The 23,361-nt window shown below is 49.9% G+C and carries 21 protein-coding genes and 1 pseudogene; 11 read left to right on the top strand and 11 right to left on the bottom strand.

Annotated elements, in window-relative coordinates; translation table 11 throughout:
* Nucleotides 1-204: 204 nt before the first annotated feature.
* The 3 genes from pntA to OH773_RS11790 all read left to right on the top strand — a co-directional run bounded on the left by pntA (nt 205) and on the right by OH773_RS11790 (nt 3,575).
* Nucleotides 205-1,734 (top strand): Re/Si-specific NAD(P)(+) transhydrogenase subunit alpha, encoded by a 1,530-nt coding sequence (gene pntA / locus OH773_RS11800; RefSeq protein WP_270138861.1) that lies wholly within the window; start codon nt 205-207, stop codon nt 1,732-1,734.
* Between the two features lie 10 nt (nt 1,735-1,744).
* A complete protein-coding gene (pntB, locus tag OH773_RS11795) occupies nt 1,745-3,133 on the top strand; it encodes a Re/Si-specific NAD(P)(+) transhydrogenase subunit beta (protein ID WP_270138859.1) in 1,389 nt (462 codons plus the stop codon).
* A 292-nt stretch (nt 3,134-3,425) separates the two neighbouring features.
* Nucleotides 3,426-3,575: a Hok/Gef family protein gene (locus tag OH773_RS11790; RefSeq protein WP_270138857.1), complete on the top strand. Its 150-nt coding sequence runs from the start codon at nt 3,426-3,428 to the stop codon at nt 3,573-3,575.
* A gap of 134 nt (nt 3,576-3,709) precedes the next feature.
* On the opposite strand, the gene uspE is transcribed toward OH773_RS11790, so the two are convergent.
* The 6 genes from uspE to OH773_RS11760 all read right to left on the bottom strand — a co-directional run bounded on the left by uspE (nt 3,710) and on the right by OH773_RS11760 (nt 10,593).
* A complete protein-coding gene (uspE, locus tag OH773_RS11785; protein ID WP_183271597.1) occupies nt 3,710-4,660 on the bottom strand; it encodes a universal stress protein UspE in 951 nt (316 codons plus the stop codon).
* A 136-nt stretch (nt 4,661-4,796) separates the two neighbouring features.
* Nucleotides 4,797-5,549, bottom strand: a complete 753-nt coding sequence (fnr, locus tag OH773_RS11780) for a fumarate/nitrate reduction transcriptional regulator Fnr (RefSeq protein WP_183271596.1) — start codon at nt 5,547-5,549, stop codon at nt 4,797-4,799.
* A gap of 198 nt (nt 5,550-5,747) precedes the next feature.
* Nucleotides 5,748-6,263, bottom strand: a complete 516-nt coding sequence (gene ogt / locus OH773_RS11775; protein ID WP_270138853.1) for a methylated-DNA--[protein]-cysteine S-methyltransferase — start codon at nt 6,261-6,263, stop codon at nt 5,748-5,750.
* 12 nt (nt 6,264-6,275) lie between these two features.
* On the bottom strand, nt 6,276-7,802 hold the full coding sequence (gene abgT, locus OH773_RS11770) for a p-aminobenzoyl-glutamate transporter (protein ID WP_270138845.1): 1,527 nt from the start codon (nt 7,800-7,802) through the stop codon (nt 6,276-6,278).
* A 35-nt stretch (nt 7,803-7,837) separates the two neighbouring features.
* Nucleotides 7,838-9,283 (bottom strand): M20 family metallopeptidase, encoded by a 1,446-nt coding sequence (locus OH773_RS11765; RefSeq protein ID WP_270138843.1) that lies wholly within the window; start codon nt 9,281-9,283, stop codon nt 7,838-7,840.
* Nucleotides 9,283-10,593 carry a M20 family metallo-hydrolase gene (locus OH773_RS11760; RefSeq protein WP_270138841.1) on the bottom strand — a complete coding sequence of 437 codons (1,311 nt, stop codon included), beginning with the start codon at nt 10,591-10,593 and terminating at the stop codon, nt 9,283-9,285. Before OH773_RS11760 ends, OH773_RS11765 begins: the two co-directional genes overlap by 1 nt.
* Before the next feature lie 175 nt (nt 10,594-10,768).
* Here OH773_RS11760 and OH773_RS11755 point away from each other — a divergent pair, with 175 nt between their 5' ends.
* Nucleotides 10,769-11,665, top strand: a complete 897-nt coding sequence (locus OH773_RS11755) for a LysR family transcriptional regulator (protein ID WP_270138838.1) — start codon at nt 10,769-10,771, stop codon at nt 11,663-11,665.
* Between the two features lie 67 nt (nt 11,666-11,732).
* The gene (gene smrA, locus OH773_RS11750; RefSeq protein ID WP_270138836.1) at nt 11,733-12,296 is read left to right on the top strand and encodes a DNA endonuclease SmrA; all 564 of its coding nucleotides are present in this window, start codon (nt 11,733-11,735) and stop codon (nt 12,294-12,296) included.
* Between the two features lies 1 nt (nt 12,297).
* Here smrA and OH773_RS11745 read toward each other — a convergent pair whose 3' ends face one another.
* Nucleotides 12,298-13,104: an IclR family transcriptional regulator domain-containing protein gene (locus tag OH773_RS11745; RefSeq protein WP_270138834.1), complete on the bottom strand. Its 807-nt coding sequence runs from the start codon at nt 13,102-13,104 to the stop codon at nt 12,298-12,300.
* Nucleotides 13,105-13,286: 182 nt separating this feature from the next.
* Here OH773_RS11745 and OH773_RS11740 point away from each other — a divergent pair, with 182 nt between their 5' ends.
* The 6 genes from OH773_RS11740 to pcaC are packed head-to-tail and all read left to right on the top strand — an operon-like array spanning nt 13,287 to nt 18,355.
* Entirely contained in the window at nt 13,287-13,970 is a 684-nt protein-coding gene (locus tag OH773_RS11740; RefSeq protein WP_270138832.1) for a 3-oxoacid CoA-transferase subunit A, read from the top strand.
* A gap of 11 nt (nt 13,971-13,981) precedes the next feature.
* Nucleotides 13,982-14,638, top strand: a complete 657-nt coding sequence (locus OH773_RS11735) for a 3-oxoacid CoA-transferase subunit B (protein ID WP_270138830.1) — start codon at nt 13,982-13,984, stop codon at nt 14,636-14,638.
* Nucleotides 14,639-14,647: 9 nt separating this feature from the next.
* Nucleotides 14,648-15,850, top strand: coding sequence for a 3-oxoadipyl-CoA thiolase (pcaF, locus tag OH773_RS11730; RefSeq protein WP_270138828.1), 1,203 nt, complete (start codon nt 14,648-14,650; stop codon nt 15,848-15,850).
* 9 nt (nt 15,851-15,859) lie between these two features.
* Entirely contained in the window at nt 15,860-17,215 is a 1,356-nt protein-coding gene (locus OH773_RS11725; protein WP_270138826.1) for a 3-carboxy-cis,cis-muconate cycloisomerase, read from the top strand.
* Nucleotides 17,212-17,970, top strand: coding sequence for a 3-oxoadipate enol-lactonase (pcaD, locus tag OH773_RS11720; RefSeq protein ID WP_270138824.1), 759 nt, complete (start codon nt 17,212-17,214; stop codon nt 17,968-17,970). The genes OH773_RS11725 and pcaD overlap by 4 nt, the downstream gene beginning before the upstream one ends.
* A 1-nt stretch (nt 17,971) precedes the next feature.
* A complete protein-coding gene (pcaC, locus tag OH773_RS11715; RefSeq protein WP_270138822.1) occupies nt 17,972-18,355 on the top strand; it encodes a 4-carboxymuconolactone decarboxylase in 384 nt (127 codons plus the stop codon).
* Nucleotides 18,356-18,478: 123 nt separating this feature from the next.
* Here pcaC and OH773_RS11710 read toward each other — a convergent pair whose 3' ends face one another.
* From OH773_RS11710 to OH773_RS11690, 4 genes and pseudogenes are all read right to left on the bottom strand, one after another.
* Nucleotides 18,479-19,441: a hypothetical protein gene (locus OH773_RS11710; RefSeq protein ID WP_270145827.1), complete on the bottom strand. Its 963-nt coding sequence runs from the start codon at nt 19,439-19,441 to the stop codon at nt 18,479-18,481.
* A gap of 160 nt (nt 19,442-19,601) precedes the next feature.
* The gene (locus OH773_RS11705) at nt 19,602-20,552 is read right to left on the bottom strand and encodes a hypothetical protein (protein ID WP_270138820.1); all 951 of its coding nucleotides are present in this window, start codon (nt 20,550-20,552) and stop codon (nt 19,602-19,604) included.
* A 160-nt stretch (nt 20,553-20,712) separates the two neighbouring features.
* Nucleotides 20,713-21,674 (bottom strand): annotated as a pseudogene (locus tag OH773_RS11700) (hypothetical protein).
* 64 nt (nt 21,675-21,738) lie between these two features.
* Nucleotides 21,739-23,361 (bottom strand): hypothetical protein, encoded by a 1,623-nt coding sequence (locus OH773_RS11690; RefSeq protein ID WP_270138814.1) that lies wholly within the window; start codon nt 23,359-23,361, stop codon nt 21,739-21,741.

Here is a 23,361-nt window from a genome sequence, read left to right as displayed (position 1 = left end):
ATAATGATACAAATACTGAGATCCTGATCTAGATCACAGGCGTTATTTTCAGTAGGTTATAAAAAGTTTGTTACAGATGTATTTTTCATTGAAAGGGTAACGGAAATAACGATTGCCTTGGGTGTTAAACGGGCAACGTGTCTGAATTGCCATGGCAATGTCTGACAAACCATCAACAAAAAATATCAGATGGAAGGGAATACTATGCGTATTGGGGTACCAAAAGAGCGATGGGCGGGAGAATCCCGCGTGGCAGCCACGCCAAAAACAGTGGAGCAATTGCTGAAGCTAGGCTTCACCGTCGCAGTCGAAAGTGGCGCGGGTAAACTGGCAAGCTTCGATGACGAAGCGTTTGTACACGCTGGCGCAACCATTTCAGATACCGCTGACGTTTGGCAGTCTGACGTTGTTCTGAAAGTGAATGCACCACAGGACAGCGAAATCGAACTCCTGCGTGAAGGGTCAACGCTGGTGAGTTTTATCTGGCCTGCGCAAAATCCAGAATTGCTTGAAAAACTGGCGGCCAAAAACGTCACCGTAATGGCGATGGATTCCGTGCCGCGTATTTCTCGTGCGCAATCCCTTGATGCCCTGAGCTCGATGGCAAACATTGCGGGTTATCGCGCAATTGTTGAAGCTGCTCATGAATTTGGTCGTTTCTTTACCGGGCAAATAACGGCAGCAGGTAAAGTACCGCCGGCTAAAGTGATGGTCATCGGTGCAGGTGTTGCTGGTCTTGCAGCGATTGGTGCGGCAAACAGCCTTGGCGCAATCGTCCGCGCATTCGACACCCGTCCGGAAGTAAAAGAACAAGTGCAAAGCATGGGCGCTGAGTTCCTTGAACTGGACTTTAAGGAAGAAGCGGGCAGTGGTGATGGTTACGCCAAAGTCATGTCCGAGGCGTTCATCAAAGCTGAAATGGCACTCTTCGCGGCACAAGCTAAAGAAGTCGACATTATTGTCACCACGGCTCTGATCCCAGGCAAACCGGCACCAAAACTCATTACGCGTGAAATGGTTGATTCCATGCAGCCAGGCAGCGTCATTGTTGATTTGGCTGCACAAAACGGCGGGAACTGCGAATACACCGTAGCGGACAAAGTGACGGTCACGCCAAACGGGGTAAAAGTTATCGGTTACACCGATTTACCGGGCCGTTTGCCAACCCAGTCGTCTCAGCTTTACGGTACTAACCTGGTTAACTTGCTCAAACTGCTCTGCAAAGAAAAAGATGGCAATACCGTGGTTGATTTCGAAGATGTGGTGATCCGCGGTGTGACGGTTATTCGCGATGGCGAAGTGACCTGGCCTGCGCCTCCAATCCAGGTTTCTGCACAGCCACAAGCTGCAGCAAAACCTGCTGCTGCACCGGTTGAAGAGAAAAAACCGGCATCACCATGGCGTAAATATGCGTTTATGGCCCTGGCGATTATTCTGTTTGGTTGGCTTGCGGATGTCGCTCCGAAAGAGTTCCTTAGCCACTTCACCGTATTCGCACTGGCATGTGTGGTCGGTTACTACGTGGTGTGGAACGTTTCTCATGCACTGCATACACCGTTGATGTCAGTGACAAACGCCATTTCAGGGATCATCGTGGTCGGCGCATTGTTGCAAATTGGCCATGGTGGCTGGGTTAGCTTCCTGAGCTTTATCGCGGTGCTGATTGCCAGTATCAATATTTTTGGTGGTTTCACCGTCACTCAGCGCATGCTGAAAATGTTCCGGAAGAACTAAGGGGTAACACATGTCTGGTGGATTAGTTACAGCAGCATACATTGTTGCCGCTATTCTGTTTATTTTCAGCCTGGCGGGGCTGTCAAAACACGAAACATCTAAACAAGGTAACTTGTTCGGTATGGCTGGGATGGGGATCGCACTGGTTGCGACCATCTTTGGGCCTGAAACGGGCAATGTTGTCTGGATTATCGTGGCTATGGTAATTGGTGGTGCCATCGGTATTCACCTCGCGAAAAAAGTTGAGATGACCGAGATGCCGGAGCTGGTTGCGATTCTGCACAGTTTCGTTGGTCTGGCGGCGGTTCTGGTTGGCTTCAACAGCTACCTTGATCACGCGCCAGGTCTTGAACCGGTAATGGAAAATATCCATTTAACGGAAGTGTTTCTCGGTATCTTCATCGGTGCGGTGACCTTCACAGGTTCTATCGTGGCCTTTGGTAAATTGCGCGGCAAAATTTCCTCCAAACCGCTGATGCTGCCAAACCGCCACAAGCTGAATCTGGCAGCAATCGTAGTCTCCTTTGCTATGCTCATCATCTTCGTGCGCACTGAAAGCGTTGGCCTACAGGTTCTGGCATTGCTGGTGATGACGATCATCGCACTGGTTGTTGGTTGGCACCTGGTGGCGTCGATTGGCGGTGCAGACATGCCGGTTGTGGTTTCCATGCTGAACTCCTACTCAGGATGGGCGGCAGCGGCCGCGGGCTTTATGCTCAGCAACGACTTGCTGATCGTGACCGGTGCGCTGGTCGGTTCTTCCGGTGCGATTCTGTCTTACATCATGTGTAAGGCGATGAACCGCTCCTTTATCAGCGTTATCGCGGGCGGCTTCGGCACAGATGGCTCATCTACGGGTGAAGGCGAGGAAGTGGGCGAGCACCGTGAAATTAATGCTGAAGACACGGCTGACATGTTGAAGAACTCGACGTCTGTGATCATCACCCCAGGGTATGGCATGGCGGTGGCGCAGGCGCAATATCCGGTGGCTGAAATCACTGAGAAACTGCGCGCACGCGGCATCAAAGTTCGCTTTGGTATCCACCCTGTTGCGGGGCGTTTGCCTGGCCACATGAACGTTCTGTTGGCAGAAGCCCGCGTTCCGTACGACGTGGTTCTGGAGATGGACGAAATTAACGATGATTTCACCGACACCGACACCGTTCTGGTTATCGGCGCGAATGACACCGTTAACCCAGCAGCGCTTGAAGATCCTCGTAGCCCAATTGCTGGTATGCCAGTGCTGGAAGTGTGGAAAGCGCAGAACGTTATCGTGTTCAAACGTTCGATGAATACCGGTTACGCTGGGGTGCAAAACCCGCTGTTCTTTAAAGATAATACGCACATGCTGTTTGGCGATGCCAAAGCCAGCGTTGAAGCAATTCTTAAAGCGCTCTAATTTGCGAGTTGTATACCAAAACCGCCTTAACAGGCGGTTTTTTTTCGTCTGTGCATCACGGGAATGAATGCAATATTACATTTAACTGTTTGAATCTATGGATTAATTTAATAGATATATTGGCAGGGGGTGAGTAAAATATCGCCGGGTGCTGAAGCTGTATGCTTCGACCCGTATGGTGAAAAGCAGACAGAAAAAAGCCCCGAGTCAGTTAAACCAACCCGAGGCCTCTCATGCATCAACACCATGATAGTAGCCTCTTAATTTTGTGTTTGCAACGCAGGAGGCGAAGATGTCATCGAAAAACAGGTTGTTCAGTTTGATCGTTATCTGTCTGACAATCCTCATGATTATTTTCCTGGTAAAGGATTCACTGTGTGAATTTCATTATCGAAAAGGAAGTATTGAGGTGGTGGCATCGTTAGCCTGTATGAAGGCGTAAGCACAAGTTAAGCAGCTCAGTGGCGGGGGATTTTCCTCGCCACATCAGCGTGATGTATGAGATTAAGCACCTTACCAAATAAAAAGGCCGCTCATGTTCTGCACGAGCGGCCTTTTCTTTATCAAATCAGAGCGTTAATCGTCTTCATCGTCATCCATTTCAACCGGAGTTTGGTACTCATCAGGTTTGATGACCAGCAAATCACAGCGCAAATGGTCAATAACTTGCTCAGCGGTATTGCCGAGGAAAGCAGCGGATAGCCCGGTGCGTCCCACCGTACCAAGAACCACGATACCTGCTTGCAGATGCTCTGCCAGATCGGGGATCACTTCTTCCGGTAGTCCTTTCTCGACGTGAGTCATTTTCTCATCGATACCAAATTTCTGCCGCAACGCTTTCATCGCGACTAAATGCTGGCCGCGGATGGCATCGTTATAAACACTCGGGTCAAAATCAGGAAGTTCGATGGCAATATTAATAGGGGTTATCGGGTAGGCCCCCACGAGGTGAACTTCAGTGTGGTTAACATCTTCGGCAAGACGAATCGTCTCTTTAACCAACTTCTCGTTGAGCGCGTTGTGGTACTGTTCCTCACTCGCCAGGTTTACTGCGACGACCGCTCGTCCACCTTCCGGCCATGGCTTTTCGTTAACCATCCACACCGGGCTTGGGCATTTACGAAGCAAATGCCAGTCGGTTGGGGTGAAAATGACCGCTTCCAGTTTATCGTGCTGGTGCGTCATTTTGAGCACCAGGTCGTGTCCACCGCTTATTACTTCCTGAATAATTGCCTCAAACGGACGATTATGCCAAACCACTTTGATTTCAATGGGGACACCTGAATCAATGTAGTACTGGGCTTGATCTTTAATCCAGGCTGCACGCTGGCTAATTACACCTTTACGCATAGCCGTGCGCTCATCTGGCGACAGAAGGGTGGTCATTTCGTAGGAAAAATCATAGATAGGCAGAAAGGCTTTAATCCTGCCACCAATCCGTTGATGCAAGTAAACAGCACGCCGCAGGGCGGGTTGATCGTCCTGATTGGGATCTATTGCGACTAGCATGTTTTGATACTTTGCCATACAGGTCTCCTTACAACTGCTTAACCACAGTCTGTTAAGTAAGATTAACCTATATGTGTAGATTGAAACAGGTGATAACCCTTTGCCGGATCAATAAATCAGGAAAATTTAGAGATCCGACTCAGGGAAGCAGAAATCAGGCAACGTTGCGCGATTGACCAGCGAGTTGTGCAAGAATTTCGCTATTTTCGATAGTAATGTACTTGCCTTTCACTGCCAGCATGCCGCTTTTCTGGAAGCGACCTAACAGACGACTGATGGTTTCAACGGTCAGGCCCAGGTAGTTACCGATGTCACCGCGCGTCATGGTCAGACGGAACTCACGAGGTGAGAAACCGCGCTGGGCAAAGCGACGTGAAAGGTTATAGATAAATGCGGCCAGACGCTCTTCTGCATTCTTTTTGGAAAGCAGCAGGATCATATCCTGATCGCCCTTAATTTCGCCGCTCATTAGACGCATCATCTGCTGGCGCAGGTTTGGCATTTTACCGGACAAATCATCAAGGGTTTCGAATGGGATTTCGCAGACCATTGCGGTTTCGAGTGCTTGCGCAAAACTTGGATGCGTTGCTGTCCCAATGGCGTCAAAGCCCACCAAATCACCGGCTAAATGGAAGCCTGTAATTTGTTCGTCACCTTGTTCAGTGATGGTGTAGCTCTTAATGGTCCCTGAACGAATAGCGTACAGCGACTTCAGCTCATCACCTGCCTTAAACAGGGTTTGTCCCTTCTGAATAGGCTTCTTACGCTCGATAATATTATCAAGCTGATCAAGCTCATGTTCATTGAGTGTGAAGGGGATGCATAATTGGCTGATGCTGCAATCCTGGCAATGGATAGCACAACCGCCAGACTGAATGCGTCGAATAATTCGCTTTTCAGGGATCATAGATATGCTCGGGCCGTTATTGATATTAGTCAATTTTAACATCTTTTTCTTGAGCACGTAAGTATGATGCAAGCGCATTCAGAATATAACGACCATTAATATTAGGGATAAAGAAACATCCTATTGAAATTAATGGGGTTATCTTTGAGTGTGGATTGTGTCTGCACGAAAAAAGAACAACGATCAGCGCACAATAACCTAAAGCAGCAAATAGCCTTCATGACGCAATAACCACTCTTTTCGCCCCACGCCACCGGCATAGCCTGTCATGGTGCCATTACGCCCTATAACGCGATGACATGGCACGACCACACTGACGGGATTTGAGCCATTAGCTGCACCGACCGCTCGTGCAGCACCTGGTCTACCAATGAGATCCGCTAATTGCCCGTAATGCATCACCTGACCGCAAGGGATGGTACGCAGTGTTTGCCACACTTCCCGCTGAAACGCAGTACCTGCCGTGGCGGTTGGCAGTGTTTCAATTACCGCCAAATCACCATTAAAATAGTCGCGCAACTTATCGCTCAAGCCGTCAGGATTGGCACAAGCCACACGCTGATAGCCGCTGACACCATAGTGAAGACCCAGTAATTGCACCATTCTGTCGCTATGTTCTTCCCATTCCACTGCACGCAAATGGTATTGCTCGTCGCAAATGATCCATAACGGGCCTAATGGCGTAACGATTTTGTCTTCTAACAGTGTCAGCATTCTGTGCTCCGGTTAACTCAGGTGTGGGTAAACCCCTGGCCCAATGGGTAAGCCCACAAGATACCACGCGACCAGTAGTAGCAACCAGACACCCAAAAAGATCAGGGGGTAAGGTAATACTAAAGAGTAATACGTGCCTAATTTGGCATCGGGTTTATAGCGTTGCAGAAAGCCCAGGAATAATGGAATAAAAGGCGAAACCGGGGCGAGTGGGATGACGGATGAGTCTGCCACACGGAAAAGGATCTGAGCGAACGCTGGATGAAAACCGAGCATCATGAACATTGGCACAAAAATGGGGGCCAGAATCGACCAGATAGCCGAACCGCTGGCAATGAACATACACAAAAACGAAGACAGTAACGCAAGACCAAGAAACGCCGGAATACCATTCAGACCTGAACCTTCCAACACATCAGTCAGCCCGACAGCCATAAACTTGCCCATGTTGCTCCAGTTGAACATCGCGACAAATTGCGCCAACGGGAACACCATCACGATAAAACCCGCCATCTCTTTCATCGGTTCGATCATCAACTGCGGTAAATCTGCCTGCTTGCGAATTTTTTTTGTCGCGATGCCATAAGCCAGCGAAATGATGAAAAAGAACAGAATAATCAGCGGCACAATTCCGCTGATAAACGGGGAGGGAATAATGGTGCCTTTTACCGGGTCACGCAGTAAACCGTTCTCCGGAACCAGCAGCAGAGCGATAACCGCAACAAACAGCAATGCCACAATCCCCGTGACGCGCAAACCGAAGCGTTGCACATCATCTAATTGCTGAAGCTTTTCTTTATTTTCACCTTGCCAGACACCCAAACGCGGCTCGACGATTTTATCGGTAATCAACCCGCCTACAATCGACAGCACAATCACCGAGGTCGCCATAAAATACCAGTTATCAATGACGCTAACGTGCATCAAAGGGTCGATAGTATGAGCGGCTTCGGTACTGATCCCCGAAAGCAACACATCGGTGGTGACAATCAATAAGTTCGCGGTAAAGCCACAACCGACACCGGCGATGGCCGCCAGTAAACCGGCAATAGGGTGGCGACCCACGGCGAGGAAGATGAGTGCGCCCATCGGTGGCATGATCACCAACGCGGCATCGGACGAAATATGGCTGAAGAAGGCGATAAATAACACCATATAGCTGGCATAACGCGCACTGACATGCGAAGCCATTTTCACCATCAGGCTCGGTAACAGACCGACACGTTCTGCCAACCCCGCACCCAGTACCAGCGCCAGAATGGCCCCTAACGGCGCAAACCCGCTGAAGTTTTTAATTACATTGGGTAAAAACCACTGAACCCCATCGGCACTCAGCAGATTTTTGACCTGCACCAAACTGCCGTCAGCGGGATTTCGCACCCCCACATTCAATGCCGAAAGCACGGCGGTGCTCACCGATAAAATGACAATCAAATAGACGAACAGCAAAAAAGGATGGGGCACTTTATTGCCAATCTTTTCGACCAGACCATACAACTTACCTGGGCCGGGACGCGAAGGGATGGAGGAGATGCTCATAGGCTGACCTCATGCGATGTGTTGTTGTTTATTTATTATTTTAAAGGTGACGGTGTCACGCCTGCTGGGATCGGACACTGGTATGGGCGTTCAGCAAGTTGTGCGTGCAACTCGCTTTGGCAGGCTTCCAGTGTCTGCGGTTGAGTGAACAGTTGCAGCGCGGTGGCTGCCATCACTTTCCCGGCATGTAACATCCCTTTGTGTGCAATCGATGTACGCCCCTGGCTCACCAATTGCCAGGTATGTAACGGTGTTCCTACTGCAAAGCATGGGCTAAAACATTGTGCGACCGGGACTTTCCAACTGACATCGCCCACGTCGGTTGAACCCGGGAGGATTTTGTCGTTTGGCGCATAGGGCGCAATTTCGTTTATAAGCAAAGTTTCACGATGGCGACGAGCAAACGCTTTTCCCTCATCATTGGAGGTGTTAGCAATATTATTTAAGCTGTTTTGCAGGTCGTTTTCGGTCAACGTGGCACGAATTTTTTTAGCCAGCGCCAGCTCTTTCTCATCCCATTCAGGCACACCCAGCGCCTGTAATGCTTGATACATCACGTTTTCTAACTGGCGATTCGGCAGGTAATTCGAACAGGCTTTATCAAAACGCACATTCACCGACGTTTCCGTCATCAACGCCGCGCCTTCAGCGATTTTATTGATGCGCTCGTAAATATGCTGTGCCTGCGCCATTTCCGGAGCGCGAATCAAATACAGTACTTCGGCCTGCGCCTGGACCACGTTTGGTGAAATTCCTCCTGCGTTGGTGATGGCGTAATGCACGCGAGCTTTTTCAATGATGTGTTCGTTAAGGAAATTTGTCCCGGTAGTCATCAACGTAACCGCATCCAGCGCACTACGGCCTAAATGCGGAGAGTTGGCCGCATGGGCAGCAATCCCCTGGAAGCGATAAGCCACCTGAATATTAGCCAGTGAACTGGTGCTGAACATGCCCGCGTAAGCTTCAGGGTGCCAGGTAACGGCAGCATCAACATCGTCAAAAAGCCCTTCGCGCACCATAAACGTTTTACCTGAACCGCCTTCTTCCCCAGGGCAGCCATAAAAACGCACCGTTCCTGAGCCACCGTACTGCTCAAGCCACTGTTTCACGGCCACAGCCCCAGCAAACGCGGCGGTTCCCAGCAAATTGTGGCCGCAGCCGTGGCCGTTGGCCCCTTCAACCAGCGGATTAGGCGACACTTCACCCGAGCACTGGCTTAACCCTGCCAGCGCATCGTATTCACCGAGCAGCGCAATAACCGGCAGACCTGCGCCAAAACTTGCCACAAACGCGGTTTCGATATTCCCGGCGTTTCGCTCAACACTAAACCCTTCTGCTTCAAGGGCGCAAGCCAGGCGTTCTGCGGACCAGTGCTCTTCAAAACGGGTTTCCGGATGATCCCAGATATCATCTGCAATAGTTGTAAACGTGTCGCGCTTAGCTTCAATCACATCATCAACAAACTGATAAATTGAACTCATTACACACCTCGCGGCCAGGGGAAATTAAGTGCGAGGCGCGCCAGGGTACACACGGCAACTTCCATCACGCTCTCATCGAAATCAAATTTCTCGTTATGATGCCCGGCGCTCAATTGTGTGCCGAAAACCATATACGATGCTTTCCCACCTTGCTCCTGCACCCGCGCCATCATTAATGTCGCATCTTCGGAACCCGCAGCGCCTTTTACGGAATCGACTACGTCCGTGACGCCGTTCACTTCACATGCCTGTTGGTGGATAAATGCCACCCACTCAGGCGATGGCGCACTATTGGTTGCCGCACCCATCAGGCTAACCTGCGCTTCAATGCCATACATGGTCGCCGTGCCGCGAATGATTTCTTGGGCACGCTCAAACATGTAATCGTTGATGACGCTGGTTTCACCCCGGGTTTCGACTTTTAACAGGGCCGACGCGGGCACCACATTGCGCCCGGTTCCGGCTTGTAAAACACCGACGTTCACGCGTGATGCCCCCGCGCTATGCGGGGCGATGCTATGTAATGCCTGCGCGGTTTGTGCGGCGGCGAGCAGGGCGTTACGACCTTCTTCAGGTTTACCGCCCGCATGTGCAGCAACACCGGTAAATTGCACATCAAATTTGGTGGTTGCCATAAAGTTATCGCTACCACACACCACGGTGCCGGTTGGTATGCCGGTGCCGATATGGATGGCTGTAAAATAGTCGATATTATCGAGCGCGCCCGCAGCGACCATCGCTCGCGCCCCGCGAGTACCTTCTTCAGCTGGCTGGAAAATGAGTTTGATGGTGCCGTTTAGCTGGCTGGAAAATTGTTGCAGGACGGTGGCAAGACCCAGTCCAATCGCGGTGTGTCCGTCATGCCCACAAGCGTGCATCATTCCTGCGTTACATGAGGCAAACCCCTCGGCAAATGGGCGATGGGCGGGCTGTTGCATTTCGCCTAAATCCAGCGCATCCATATCAACACGAAAGGCGAGAGTCGGGCCCGGGCGTCCCGTCTCGAGAGTGGCAACAATCCCGGTGAATCCGCCCGAAAAATGCGGCAACCAGCGGGCAAGAGCGCCTTGTTCCAACGCACGTTGTTCTTCGCGAGCCAACACCTCTGCAGACGGTAAGCCCATACGTGCCGCGTCATCAACCACTTCACGGCCCAACGCCAACTGATAACCAAGCTGATGCAACGTTTCTGCCACGATGGTCGCCGTGCGAAATTCTAACCAGCCGGACTCTGCAAAATGGTGAAAATCACGCCGCCAGTGCTGCATGCGCGGTGCCAGTTCATGTACTGCTAATTCTATTTGCGACATAACCCTTCCTGTAAAAGCCTCTTCTGTGATCGAGTTCACGCTGTGATAGTTTTTACTTATCACTCAGCGATTTTTGTAAGTTTTCGCCTTCGAGGAATTACCCTGGCACAAGAGATTGAATTACAGTAGATGCCAAAATCTTTCGGTTGATAGCTAATGGTTATCAGGAGGCGGTGTGACCTTCCAGGTTAAGCTTCATCAAATCCGTGCATTCGTGGCTGTGACACAAAATGGCAGCATTCGCGGAGCCAGTCGGGCGTTAAATATGTCACAGCCCGCGCTGACAAAATCGATCAAAGAATTAGAGGAGGGGCTATCGGCACGTCTGTTTATCCGCCGCAGCCAGGGCGTGGCATTGACCGAATGCGGCGAAAGTTTTTATCAGCATGCGCAGCTTATTCTTGAAGAGCTACGGGCTGCGCAAGAGGATATTTTGCAACGTCAGGGCCAACTGGCCGGGCAGATCAACATTGGTTTAGGCGCGAGCGTCTCCCGCACCCTGATGCCGCCCGTTATCACGGCGTTTCATCAAAAACATCCTCAGGTCAAAGTGCGCATCATGGAGGGGCAACTGGTGTCCATGATTAACTCGTTGCGCCAGGGCGAACTGGATTTCACGATAAACACCTATTATCAGGGGCCGTACGATCAGGAATTTACCTTTGAACGGTTATTTGAAAAGCCGTTTGCGATATTTGCCCGTGAAGGCCATCCGGCGATCAATGCCACATCCATAAAAGAGTTGCTGCACTATAACTGGACGCTGCCCACGCCACGCGGCAGTTATTACAAACAACTGGAAGAACTGTTCCATAAGCGTTCAGAAATTCCCAATGTTAGCGTGTTCTGCGAAACCTTTTCCGCCTGCATTAGCCTGATTGCGCAAAGTGATTTCCTGAGTATCTTGCCCGAAGAACTCGGCTACGATCCGTTGCTTGCACATAAACTCAAGCAAATTCACATCACAGAAACACTCCCGCAGGCCACTTACTATTTGATTCAGCGGCGTGATGTGACCCAAGCCCCGTTGACCACTGCGCTAATCAATCAATTTCGTCGCCAGTGCCGTTAATCGGGCATTGAGCCACGCCACATCGGCGGCTATAGTGACTTCAGAATTAAGCCTGGAGGATTTGCGCATGAGCCTTGACGAAAAATCGCTGTTTCTTGATGCCATGGAGGACGTCAAACCGCTGAAAGACTGTCACAACAGCCAGTGGTTGAAACCGGTGAAAGAGAAGGTGGTGCAGAAACTCGATACCGCTCAGCTTGATAACTTTCTCACCACCGATTTTCTGGAAATTATTCCGCTCGGCACGCAGCTTGAATTTAAGCGCGAAGGGCTGCAAATCGGTGTGCTGGATAAACTGCGGCAGGGTAAATATAAACAGGAAGCCAGCCTCAACCTCATTCGCCAGCCCGTCGAACAGTGCCGCCAGCTGCTTTTTGCTTACCTTCAACAGGCTAAAAAAGACGGACTGCGCAATTTGCTGATCGTTCATGGCAAAGGGCGCGACGATAAATCTCATGCCAACATCGTGCGCAGTTATGTCGCCCGTTGGCTGGCAGAATTTGACGAAGTGCAGGCGTTTTGCAGCGCGATGCCACACCACGGCGGCAGCGGGGCGTGCTATGTGGCGCTCAAAAAATCCGACCAGGCAAAAGTCGAAAACTGGGAACGCCACGCAAAACGCAGCCGTTAATTTATTTCAATAACAGCGACAACTCTTCTGCCGCAGTTTGCAGTTTTGGTAATACGCGGGTGAGCAGTTCCTGAGCGGAAACTTGCCCGGCGTGAACGCCAACGTTCAGTGCAGCAACCACCGCACCGTCTGGATTGACCAGCGGAACAGCAATCGAACGCAGCCCCATTTCCAGTTCCTGATCGTTAAGCGCGAATCCCTGTTGGCGCACGCGTTTTAGCTCCTCGCGCAGTTTACTCACCGAGTCCACCGTTTGCGGGGTGTAGCGGATCATCGTGATGCGCCCGAGAAAATCATTGAGCTGTTCTTCTGGCAAATAACTCAACAACACGCGCCCCATCGACGTCGACCAGGCGGGCAGGCGGCTGCCAATATCTAAATCAATCGTCATGATGCGCGAGCTGGAAGCGCGGGCGATATACAGAATATCGTCGCCATCAAGGGTGGCAATCGAGCATGACTCATTGAGCATTTCGCTTAAATGTTTCAGCACCGGTTGGGTGGACTTCGCCAGCGGCGTTGAAGCCAGATAAGCATGGCCGAGCGATAAAATTCGTGGCCTCAACTGATAATATTTTCCATCTTCTGCGTAGACAAAACCCAGTTTCCCCAGCGTGTACAAGCAACGGCGAACCGCAGCACGAGGAATTCCCGTTTTTTGGCTGATTTGTGAGATAGACAACTGCCGACGCTGTGGGGTGAAAGCCTGAATCACTTCCAACCCGCGAGCCAGAGACGCCATAAAATTAGGATCGCCCTTAAACGGATCACCATCACCCGCAGCCAGTTCATCACGTTGAATTTCCATTCTGTTCTCCTGATTGTTTGCCGTAGATCACGCCGTTGATCACACTCTTAAAACAAACATACATGATGTTCGATAATCGCACCATATTTCGATTATCGCCCTTGACCAGCTTCGTTAACGGGGTCACATTTTGTTCGAACAACGCAATCTTGTGCGAAATGCGCACATCAAGGAGAACCGTGATGATCAACAAAAGTGTGGCTTCGCTCGAAGAGGCGGTTGCCGGAATTTTCGACGGGGCAACCATCATGATTGGTGGCTTCGGTACCGCAGGCCAGCCCACTCATCTTATCGATGCGTTGATTGCTCAGGGCGCGAAAGACCTGACGATTATCAATAACAACGCGGGAAATGGCGAAGTCGGCCTGGCGGCGCTGCTGAAGGCCGGACGGGTGCGCAAAATGGTCTGTTCATTCCCACGTCAGGTGGATTCACAGATTTTTGATGACCTGTATCGCCGTGGTGAAGTCGAGCTGGAACTGGTGCCACAAGGCAACCTCGCGGCACGAATTCAGGCCGCAGGTTCAGGATTGGGTGCTGTATTCACGCCAACCGGTTACGGAACGCCTCTCGCAGAAGGCAAAGAAACGCGTGAAATCGACGGGCGTCACTATGTACTGGAATACCCGCTGAAAGCAGACTTTGCATTAATCAAAGCTCACGAAGGCGACCGTTGGGGCAACCTGGTGTATCGCAAAGCGGCACGTAATTTTGGCCCCATTATGGCGACCGCGGCTTCTGTCACGATTGCTGAAGTTAGCCGAGTGGTGCCGTTGGGTGAGCTCGACCCGGAACATATCATCACGCCGGGCATTTTCGTTCAGCGCCTGGTGGCGGTTGAAAACGCACTGGCACAAAGCGCTTAAGGAGAAAAGACGTGAAAAAATTAACCCGTGATGAAATGGCAAAACGTGTCGCTCGTGATATCCCCGAAGGCGCTTACGTTAACCTCGGTATTGGCTTACCGACACGCATTGCCAACTACCTTCCGGCAGACAAAGAGATCTTCTTGCACAGCGAAAACGGTTTGCTTGGTATGGGGCCAAAACCGGCTGAAGGCGAAGAAGATCCCGAATTGATCAACGCCGGGAAAGAGTACGTCACGCTGCTGACGGGCGGCTGTTTTTTCCACCATGGCGACTCCTTTGCCATGATGCGCGGCGGCCATCTCGATATCTGCGTGCTGGGTGCTTATCAGGTATCGGCCAGCGGCGATTTGGCCAACTGGAGCACTGGTGCGCCGGACTCCATACCGGCGGTCGGCGGGGCGATGGACTTAGCCATCGGCGCACGCCAGGTGTTTGTGATGATGGATCACCTGACCCGTGACGGCGAATGCAAACTGGTAGAGAGCTGCTCTTATCCGCTCACCGGAATTGGCTGTGTGAGCCGCATCTACACCGACCTTGCGGTGATTGATATCACGGACAAAGGCCCAGTGGTGCGCGAAATCTTTAACGGCCTCTCATTTGAAGAATTACAACGTATTACTCCGGTCACACTTGGCTTCGAACAACTGGCAGAAAGCGCGTAAGGAACTATGATGAATCAAGCATTTATCTGTGATGGAGTGCGTACTCCGTTTGGTCGTTTTGGTGGTACGTTGTCGTCGGTTCGCAGCGATGATTTAGCCGCGTTACCGCTAAAAGCGTTAATCGAACGCCACCCCAATCTGGACTGGTCGGCCATCGACGATGTGATTTATGGTTGTGCGAACCAGGCCGGTGAAGATAACCGCAACGTTGCGCGTATGGCGTTGTTACTGGCGGGAATGCCTGAAACCGTACCTGGCACGACCATCAACCGGTTATGTGGCTCAAGCCTTGATGCATTAGGCGTGGCGGCAAGAGCGATCAAAAGCGGTGAAACCCATCTGATGATAGCCGGTGGCGTGGAAAGCATGTCACGTGCGCCGTTTGTCATGGGTAAAGCGGAAAGTGCATTTAGTCGCAGCATGAAAATGGAAGACACCACCATCGGATGGCGCTTTATCAATCCGCTGATGAAGGCACAATACGGTGTGGATGCAATGCCGGAAACGGCAGAAAACGTCGCGACGGACTTCAATATTAACCGTGACGATCAGGATGCTTTCGCCTTACGCAGCCAGCTTCGCACCGCGCGTGCTCAGGAAATGGGACTTTTTGACGACGAGCTGATCCCCGTTTCCATCGCGCAACGCAAAGGTGAGGCGTTGCTATTTAATCGTGACGAGCATCCGCGCTCCACCTCGCTTGAAACGCTGGCGAAACTAAAAGGTGTGGTTCGTGCTGACGGCACCGTCACCGCCGGAAATGCTTCAGGTGTGAATGACGGGGCGTGCGCGTTGTTGCTCGCCAGTGAACAGGCGCTCAACACCCACGGTTTGCAGCCGTTGGCGCGCGTTGTAGGTGTGGCAACCGCAGGCGTCGCACCTCGGATTATGGGCTTTGGCCCGGCACCAGCGGTACGTAAAGTGCTGGCACAAACCGGGTTAACCCTCGCACAAATGGATGTTATCGAATTAAATGAAGCCTTTGCCGCGCAGGCACTGGCTGTAATGCGCGACCTTGGCCTGCCGGATGACGCAGAGCATGTGAATCCGAACGGTGGCGCGATTGCGCTGGGCCATCCACTGGGTGCATCAGGTGGACGTCTGGCGATGACCGCCGCGTATCAGCTCAAACGTAGCGGTGGACGTTACGCGCTTTGTACCATGTGTATTGGTGTCGGTCAGGGGATTGCACTGATTATTGAACGCGTTTAAGGAGCAGGAATGACACTGTTTACCCCGATGTTACGTGATTCACCGTTGAGCGAAATATTCAGCGATGAAAACACCTTACAGAGGATGCTAGATTTTGAGGCGGCGCTGGCACGGGCGACAGCACGTTGTGGCGTGACGCCTGAGTCGGCTGTCACGATTATTTCCGCACAGTGTCAGGCCAATAAACTCGATATACCGGCTTTAGCTCAGGCGGCGGCCGGAGCCGGAAACCTCGCTATCCCGCTGGTGAAACAGCTTACAGCCAACGTCAAACACCAGGATGAACAGGCTGCGCGCTATGTTCACTGGGGGGCGACGAGCCAGGACGTCATTGACACCGGCCTGATGTTGCAGTTGCGTGATGCGCTTTCGGCCAGTGAAGCACTTCTCGGGCAGTTAATTTCTGCATTAATCGAACAAATCCAGCTTCATCAACACAGCGTGATGCCAGGACGAACCTGGATGCAGCATGCACTGCCCATCACTTTTGGCCTGAAGCTTTCCGGAACGCTCGATGCGCTTCTGCGTTGGCAACAGCGTTTGCATGAAATGAAACCCCGCGTGTTAGTGCTGCAATTTGGCGGCGCTGCGGGCACGCTGGCCTCGCTCAATGAGCAGGGCATCGCCGTTACGCAGGCGCTGGCAAGTGCGCTGGCGCTGAATCAGGCCGACACGCCATGGCACAGCCAGCGCGACAGGTTACTCGAAGTCGCCAGCTGGTTTGCGGGCGTCAGCGCAACGCTTGGGAAATTCGCCAACGATTTTTCATTATTGATACAGACCGAAGTGGCAGAAGTGGGTGAACCGGTTGCCCCTGGTCGCGGCGGTTCATCTACCATGCCGCACAAACGCAATCCGGTGAGCTGTGCGGCGATCCTGACCGCTACCACCCGAATTCCTGGCCTGATGGCGACACTGTATGCCAGCCAAAATCAGCAGCACGAAAGGGCGCTCGGCGGTTGGCAAGCAGAGTGGGAAACTTTGCCGCAGCTCATCACATTAGCCGGGGGCGTGATGCACACCACCTGCGAACTGGTGAGTGGAATGCAGGTTAATACAGCGAAAATGCGCGCCAATCTGGATGTCACCCACGGCCTGATAATGGCGGAGTCAGTCACGCTGGCACTGGCAAAATCCATCGGCAAGCAGGCGGCGCATCATATGGTAGAACAGCTATGCCACCGTGCGCTGGATGAAAACCAGCCGCTTGCGGCAATGCTCGCACAACATCCACAGGTCACATCACATCTGTCTTCAACACAGATCACTTCTCTGCTTGACCCGCAAAATGCACTAGGTTGCAACGACACGTTTATCAACCAGGTTCTGGTGCGGGCAGCACAACAAAACAGGGAGTTAAAATGAGCCACTACTATCAACTGGAAGGACCGAGCGGCGCACCCGTCGTGGTGTTATCCAACTCACTGGGCACCACATTTGAGATGTGGCAGCCGCAAATGGCGGCACTGCTGGCGAATTTCCGCGTGCTGCGTTATGACACGCATGGTCACGGACGCACCGCTAAACACGACAAAACCACCTTACCGCAACTGGCCGAAGACGTTATCAGCGTGATGGACGATGCTGGCGTACAGCAGGCGCATTTCTGTGGGATTTCCATGGGTGGGCTCACTGGATTGTGGCTGGCACGTTTTGCATCGGAGCGTTTTCTTTCTATTACGGTCGCCAATAGCGCGGCAAAAATCGGCGAGCAAAACGGCTGGCTGGAGCGTGCGCGTAATGTTCGCCTCGAAGGAATGTCGGCGATTGCGAAAAGTGCCCCCTCGCGCTGGTTCACTGAAGATTTTGCCAGACATCACCGCACGCAAATCGAGGCCTTATGTTCAGGCCTTGCGGCAAGTGACGCGGAAGGGTATGCCTCTTGTTGCGAAGCCTTAGCCGCAGCCGATCTCCGTGGCGAAATTGACGCGATTTCCCTGCCGACGTTGTTTATTGCAGGCGTTCACGATCCGGTCACTACCGTGGCAGACAGCGAATTTATGCAGCAGCAGGTGAGTGGGGCACATCTGGTGACGCTCAACGCTTCGCACCTTTCCAACATTGAAGATGCGCACGGTTTTAACACCGCACTGCTTAACTTTATTCAACAGGACAACTGAAATGAAGGATGAAGAACATTATCAGCAAGGGATGGACGTGCGCCGTGCGGTGCTGGGCGACAAGCATGTTGACCGCACATTGTCGCAACTCACGCCGCTTAACGAAGAGTTCCAGAACTTCATTACGCGCTACGCCTGGGGTGATATCTGGACTCGCCCGGGCCTTGAGCGCCATACCCGCAGCATGATAACCATCGCCATGTTGATTGCGTTAAACCGCGAAGCTGAGCTGAAAATGCACCTGCGAGCCGCGTTTAATAACGGCGTGACGCGGGATGAAATTAAAGAGTTGATTATGCACTCGGCGCTGTATTGCGGCTTGCCAGCCGCCAACGCAACCATGCATCTGGCCCAGCAGGTGTTTGATGAGTTGGATGCGAAATAGAAGAAAGGGTCGGATGACGCTGATGCTTATCTGTAAGGGGATTAAGTCGACTATTCCCCGGCTCATCGCCTTCGATATATCCCCGACATACAAGAATTGAAGTATATCGGGGTAGGTATCGGATTAGATTACGGGGATGAATTTACCGTTAATCAGTGAAAATATCGGGGCATAGCTGCTTATCCTTTTCTTTCCATCTTTATTTATAAAAGTGAAGGTTAACGGTGAATAAAGCGGCTTTGATTTATTATATAATTGCACCATGCGTCCGTTGTTCATTACCCGAATTGCATAGCCATCCCATCTGATGGGGAGCATTTTAATTTTTTTGCCTTCCAGATTTTCTTTTGTATATAGTGAAAGCAATATCTCATCTTCGCTGTCGTGGGTGGAGGCGGACCAGGCTTTCAGTGCTTCGCTGTCAAACATTTTCAGCCTTGCCCGATCCCCTGCACTAATGATTTCGGCCATTTCGCTATAGGCGGCTTTTAACTGCTGTAGCTGTTCATCCCTGCCGGTAAACGGAGTGGCCCGGGTCCATGCCCATTCGGGAAGCCCGGACACCGTGACTTTTTGCGTAAACTGGTACAGTTTCATGCCATTCGGGAAATAGGTTTCGTCAAAAAATTTCGGGTCAATAAAACCAGGTACTGCCTGCTCGGCCAGAATCTCTTTACGGACGATGGGATGCAGGTTGTCTGCTTTGGCTTCAGGTATTCCCTGGGCATTAATTGTCACATTTATTGACGACAGTGTGGTTCCGTTTTCCTTCACGGTACGAACCAAATCCAGGCTGCATTCCGCCTCGGGAGAAAACCTTGCCCGCTCTTCGGCACTAATATGTTTATCGGAAAACCATCCTAATGCCCCAATTTCCAGGCTGATTTCATTTTCACCATTCTCCATTAACATCATGGCATTGGTACTGGATATGGCACCTGTAGGATCACCATTTTTGATCCATGCAGATCTTCGGTTACTGAACCCGGTGACACCATTGGTTTTGATGGCGCAGTATGCGTCCTGGATATTAAACCGGCTGTGGATTGTTTGTGTATTATCATTTGAATAAAGTGTAGTGCCCATAATGCCTACTGACAGCAAAATAATTAGTATTAAATATTTTATTTTCATAATTACTATCACTTAATAAATAATGGTGAATAAGGTGATTACATTCCGGTTCATCCCCATTGATGTATCCCCGTCATACTACAATTTGAAATATAACGGGGATGCTATCGATTTAAATGACGGGAATGAATTTACCGTTAATTAATGAAAATACTGGAACATAGCTGCTCATCTGTTTATTCCCATAAGTGTAAGTTAACGGTGAGTAAGCTGGGGTGGATTTATTATATAGCTGCACCATTCGTCCGTTATTCATAACCCGAACGGCATAACTCTCCCATTTGATAGGGAGCATTTTTATTCTTTTTCCTTCCAGTTCTTCTTCAGTATACAGTGAAAGCAATATCTCATCTTCACTGTCGTGGGTGGTGGCGGACCAGGCTTTCAGCGCTTCGCTGTCAAAATCTTTCAATCGAGACCGATCACCTGCGCTAATGATTTCAGCCATTTCGCTATAGGCTGTTTTTAGCTTCTGTAGCTGTTCATTACTACCGGTAAACGGGGTGGCCCGGGTCCATGACCATTCAGGAAGCCCTGAAACCGTGACTTTTTGTGTAAACTGGTACAGTTTCATTCCCTTCGGGAAATAAGTTTCGTCAAAATAATTTGGGTTAATAAATCCAGGTTCCGCCTGTTCTGCTTCAATTTCATTGCGGAAGACAGGATGTATATTGTCGGGTTGTGCTTCAGGTATTCCCTGAGCATTAATTGTCACTTTTATTGACGACAGAGTGGTTTCGTTTTCCTTCACCTTACGAACCAAATCCAGACTGCATCTCGCATGTGGAGAAAATTTCCCCCTCTCTTCGGTGCTGACTGGTTTATTGGAAAACCACCCTAGCGCCCCGATTTCAAGGCTGATCTCATTTTCACCGTTCTCCATCAGCATCATGGCATTTGTACTGGAAATGGCACCTGTAGGATCACCATTTTCACTCCATGCTGCACTTCGGTTGTTAAACCCAGTTACACCATTGGTTTTGATGGCGCAGTATGCGTCCTGGATATTAAAGCGGCTGCGGATTGTCAGTGTATCATTATTCGAATAAAGTACCGTGCCCATAATTCCTCCTGACAGTAAAATAATTAGTATTAGATGTTTTATTTTCATTATTATCATCACTTAATAAATAATGGTGAATAAGGTGATTGCATTCCGCTCCATCCCCATTGATGTATCCCCGTCATACTACAATTTGAAATATAACGGGGATGCTATCGATTTAAATGACGGGAATGAATTTACCATTAATCAATGAGAAGACAGGGGCATAAGTATTCATCAATGTATGTCCATCTGCACGTATATAAGTATACGTTAATGGTGAGTAAAGAGGTTTTGATTTATTATATAACTGCACCATTCGCCCGTTGTTCATAACCCGAACGGCATAACCCTCCCATTGGATGGGGAGCATTTTGATTTTTTTCCCTTCCAGATTTTCTTTTGAATACAGTGAAAGCAAAATTTCATCCTCGCTGTCGTGGGTGGTGGCTGACCAGGCTTTTAGCGCTTCGCTGTCAAACACTTTCAGCCGTGCCCGATCTCCGGCGCTAATGATTTCAGCCATTTCGCTATAGGCGGCTTTTAACTGCTGTAGCTGTTCATTGCTGCCGGTAAACGGAGTTGCCCGGGTCCATGCCCATTCAGGGAGCCCTGTCACCGTGATTTTTTGCGTAAACTGGTACAGTTTCATGCCATTCGGGAAATAGGTTTCGTCAAAATAATCCGGGTCAATAAAACCGGGCACTGCCTGTTCGGCCAGAATCTCCGTACGCAGGATGGGATGCAGGTTATCTGATTTTGCTTCAGGGACTCCTTGGGTATTAATTGTCACGTTTATTGACGACAGCCTGGTTTCATCTTCCTTCACCTTACGAACCAAATCCAGACTGCACTTCGCCTGTGGCGAAAATCGAGCCCGCTCTGCGGCACTAATATTTTTATCAGAAAACCATCCTAATGCGCCGATTTCAAGCTGATTTCATTTTCACCATTCTCCATTAACATCATGGCGTTGGTACTGGATATGGCTCCTGTAGAACCACCATTTTCGATCCATGCCGATCTTTGGTTGCTAAACCCAGTGACGCCATTGGTTTTGATGGCGCAGTATGCGTCCTGGATATTAAAGCGGCTGCGGATTGTTTGTGTATTATTATCTGAATAAAGTACCGTGCCCATTATGCCTCCTGACAGTAAAATAACTGATATTAAATATTTTATTTTCATGAATGCCACCACTTAATTAATAAGAGTTATCATCGTATCCTGTGTTATTCCAATCACCGTTATCCGGGTCCGATTCAATCTCCATTGTCGATAAATTTATTGGATCAGGAGGTGTTACTGCGGGTTTATTTACAGGACGTTCTTTTCCATATAAATTAACACGCAGTGATGAGTCAGATGCCTTTAGCGGATCACAGAGTTGCCATTCTTTTTTTACTTTATTTTCTGTTTTTGGAATGCTCCTTTTATCATCACCATCGTCAAGGCTATAACGCACGTCCGCAATAAATTCAAACGTGCCCTTAATACCATCATGATATAAAACCAGATCCAGTCCATTATCATGAGGATCAAGTGCAAATCCCGCTTCTCCCCCGAGAGTTCCTTCTGCCTTTGCTGTTAGTTGAACAACAAAAACTTCAGCTTCAAATGCCACACTCACCACACCTTTTATACCTAGATAGAGTTTATTCTTATCCAGTACACCAAACGTCCATTCATCCTGATGTTTATTGTAGGCGGCACCAAGATCCACGCTGACTCCAGTTGATATTTCGATATAGCAATCCAGGCTTACTTTGTGCTTTTCTAAATAGCTGCGGCATTTCGCTACCAGTGAATCTATTTTACAGTACGCGCAAATAAACTGGATAATATCAAACTTGAATGTTGCCTCGAGGAAAGGGTCGCCATAGAGACCAAAGTAATGACATGGGCCTTTTTTTATATCGATGTGTTGATATGCACAGGATAAACCTAATTGAACAGGCTTTATTTCAGAGCTGAAAACAGAATACTCTCGTGTGCTGTTTTCATTTTCTGGGTCAGGTGCAAAGTAAGATTTGATTCTATCCACCATGCGATCAACACGATTCAGATGTTCCAGAGTATTAACCCGGCGTAGTTTGTCGATCTCCTCTTTATATTCATGGCTAAAATCAGTATTACAAACCTTAACGCCAAACTTAATGTTCACCATCGTATTATTGATGAATTCAAACTCTGCGGTTTGCTCCTGCCATCCGGAACGAAGTTGATTATTGTTTTTGGGTTTGACATTTTCCATTGCTAATCTGGATTTTATCTGTTCATCGCGGCGCTCTTTAATCGTTCGTTTTCTTCGATTAGGTGCTATTTCATAACTCAATCCGGTGGTGAAACGGATCTCTACTGTTGGATAAACATCGATCGCCACATACTGGCTACATTCATGGCAATTATTTACAATGACACGGTAATGTGCGGGCTCATCAAATATATCTGTTGGTAAAGTTATTGAGCTTAAATAGCTCCAGGGAGTCCGAAAAATATCTGTAATATTCAGACTCCCGTTCTCCCCCTTATAATACAGCGTCTCATTATTAGGGCTGCCATCAGCTTTCAGAGGTTTAGAAGAGTGACTCGCACTCTCCTCAAGGAATGCTCTATGATTATTACTGTGATCGCACTCGCTTGTGATGGTTATCGTGCCCTTACAGCCTTCGCCTTCATCCAGTAAATCAAATTTAACGCCTCCTTCTTTAGACCAGCTATGCTTTTCCTTATTATCAGGAAATTCCGAGATTACATCTAATATACAGGGGTCGGGGATGCCGCACTCCGCACAGGCTTTACCTGCTGTGGTTGATGGTGACGTCAT

The organism is Buttiauxella sp. WJP83 (assembly GCF_027594725.1).
In the GTDB taxonomy this organism is placed as follows: Bacteria; Pseudomonadota; Gammaproteobacteria; order Enterobacterales; family Enterobacteriaceae; genus Buttiauxella; species Buttiauxella selenatireducens.
The sequence above is the reverse complement of the archived record's forward strand: the minus strand, read 5'-3'. Positions and strand labels throughout refer to the sequence as shown.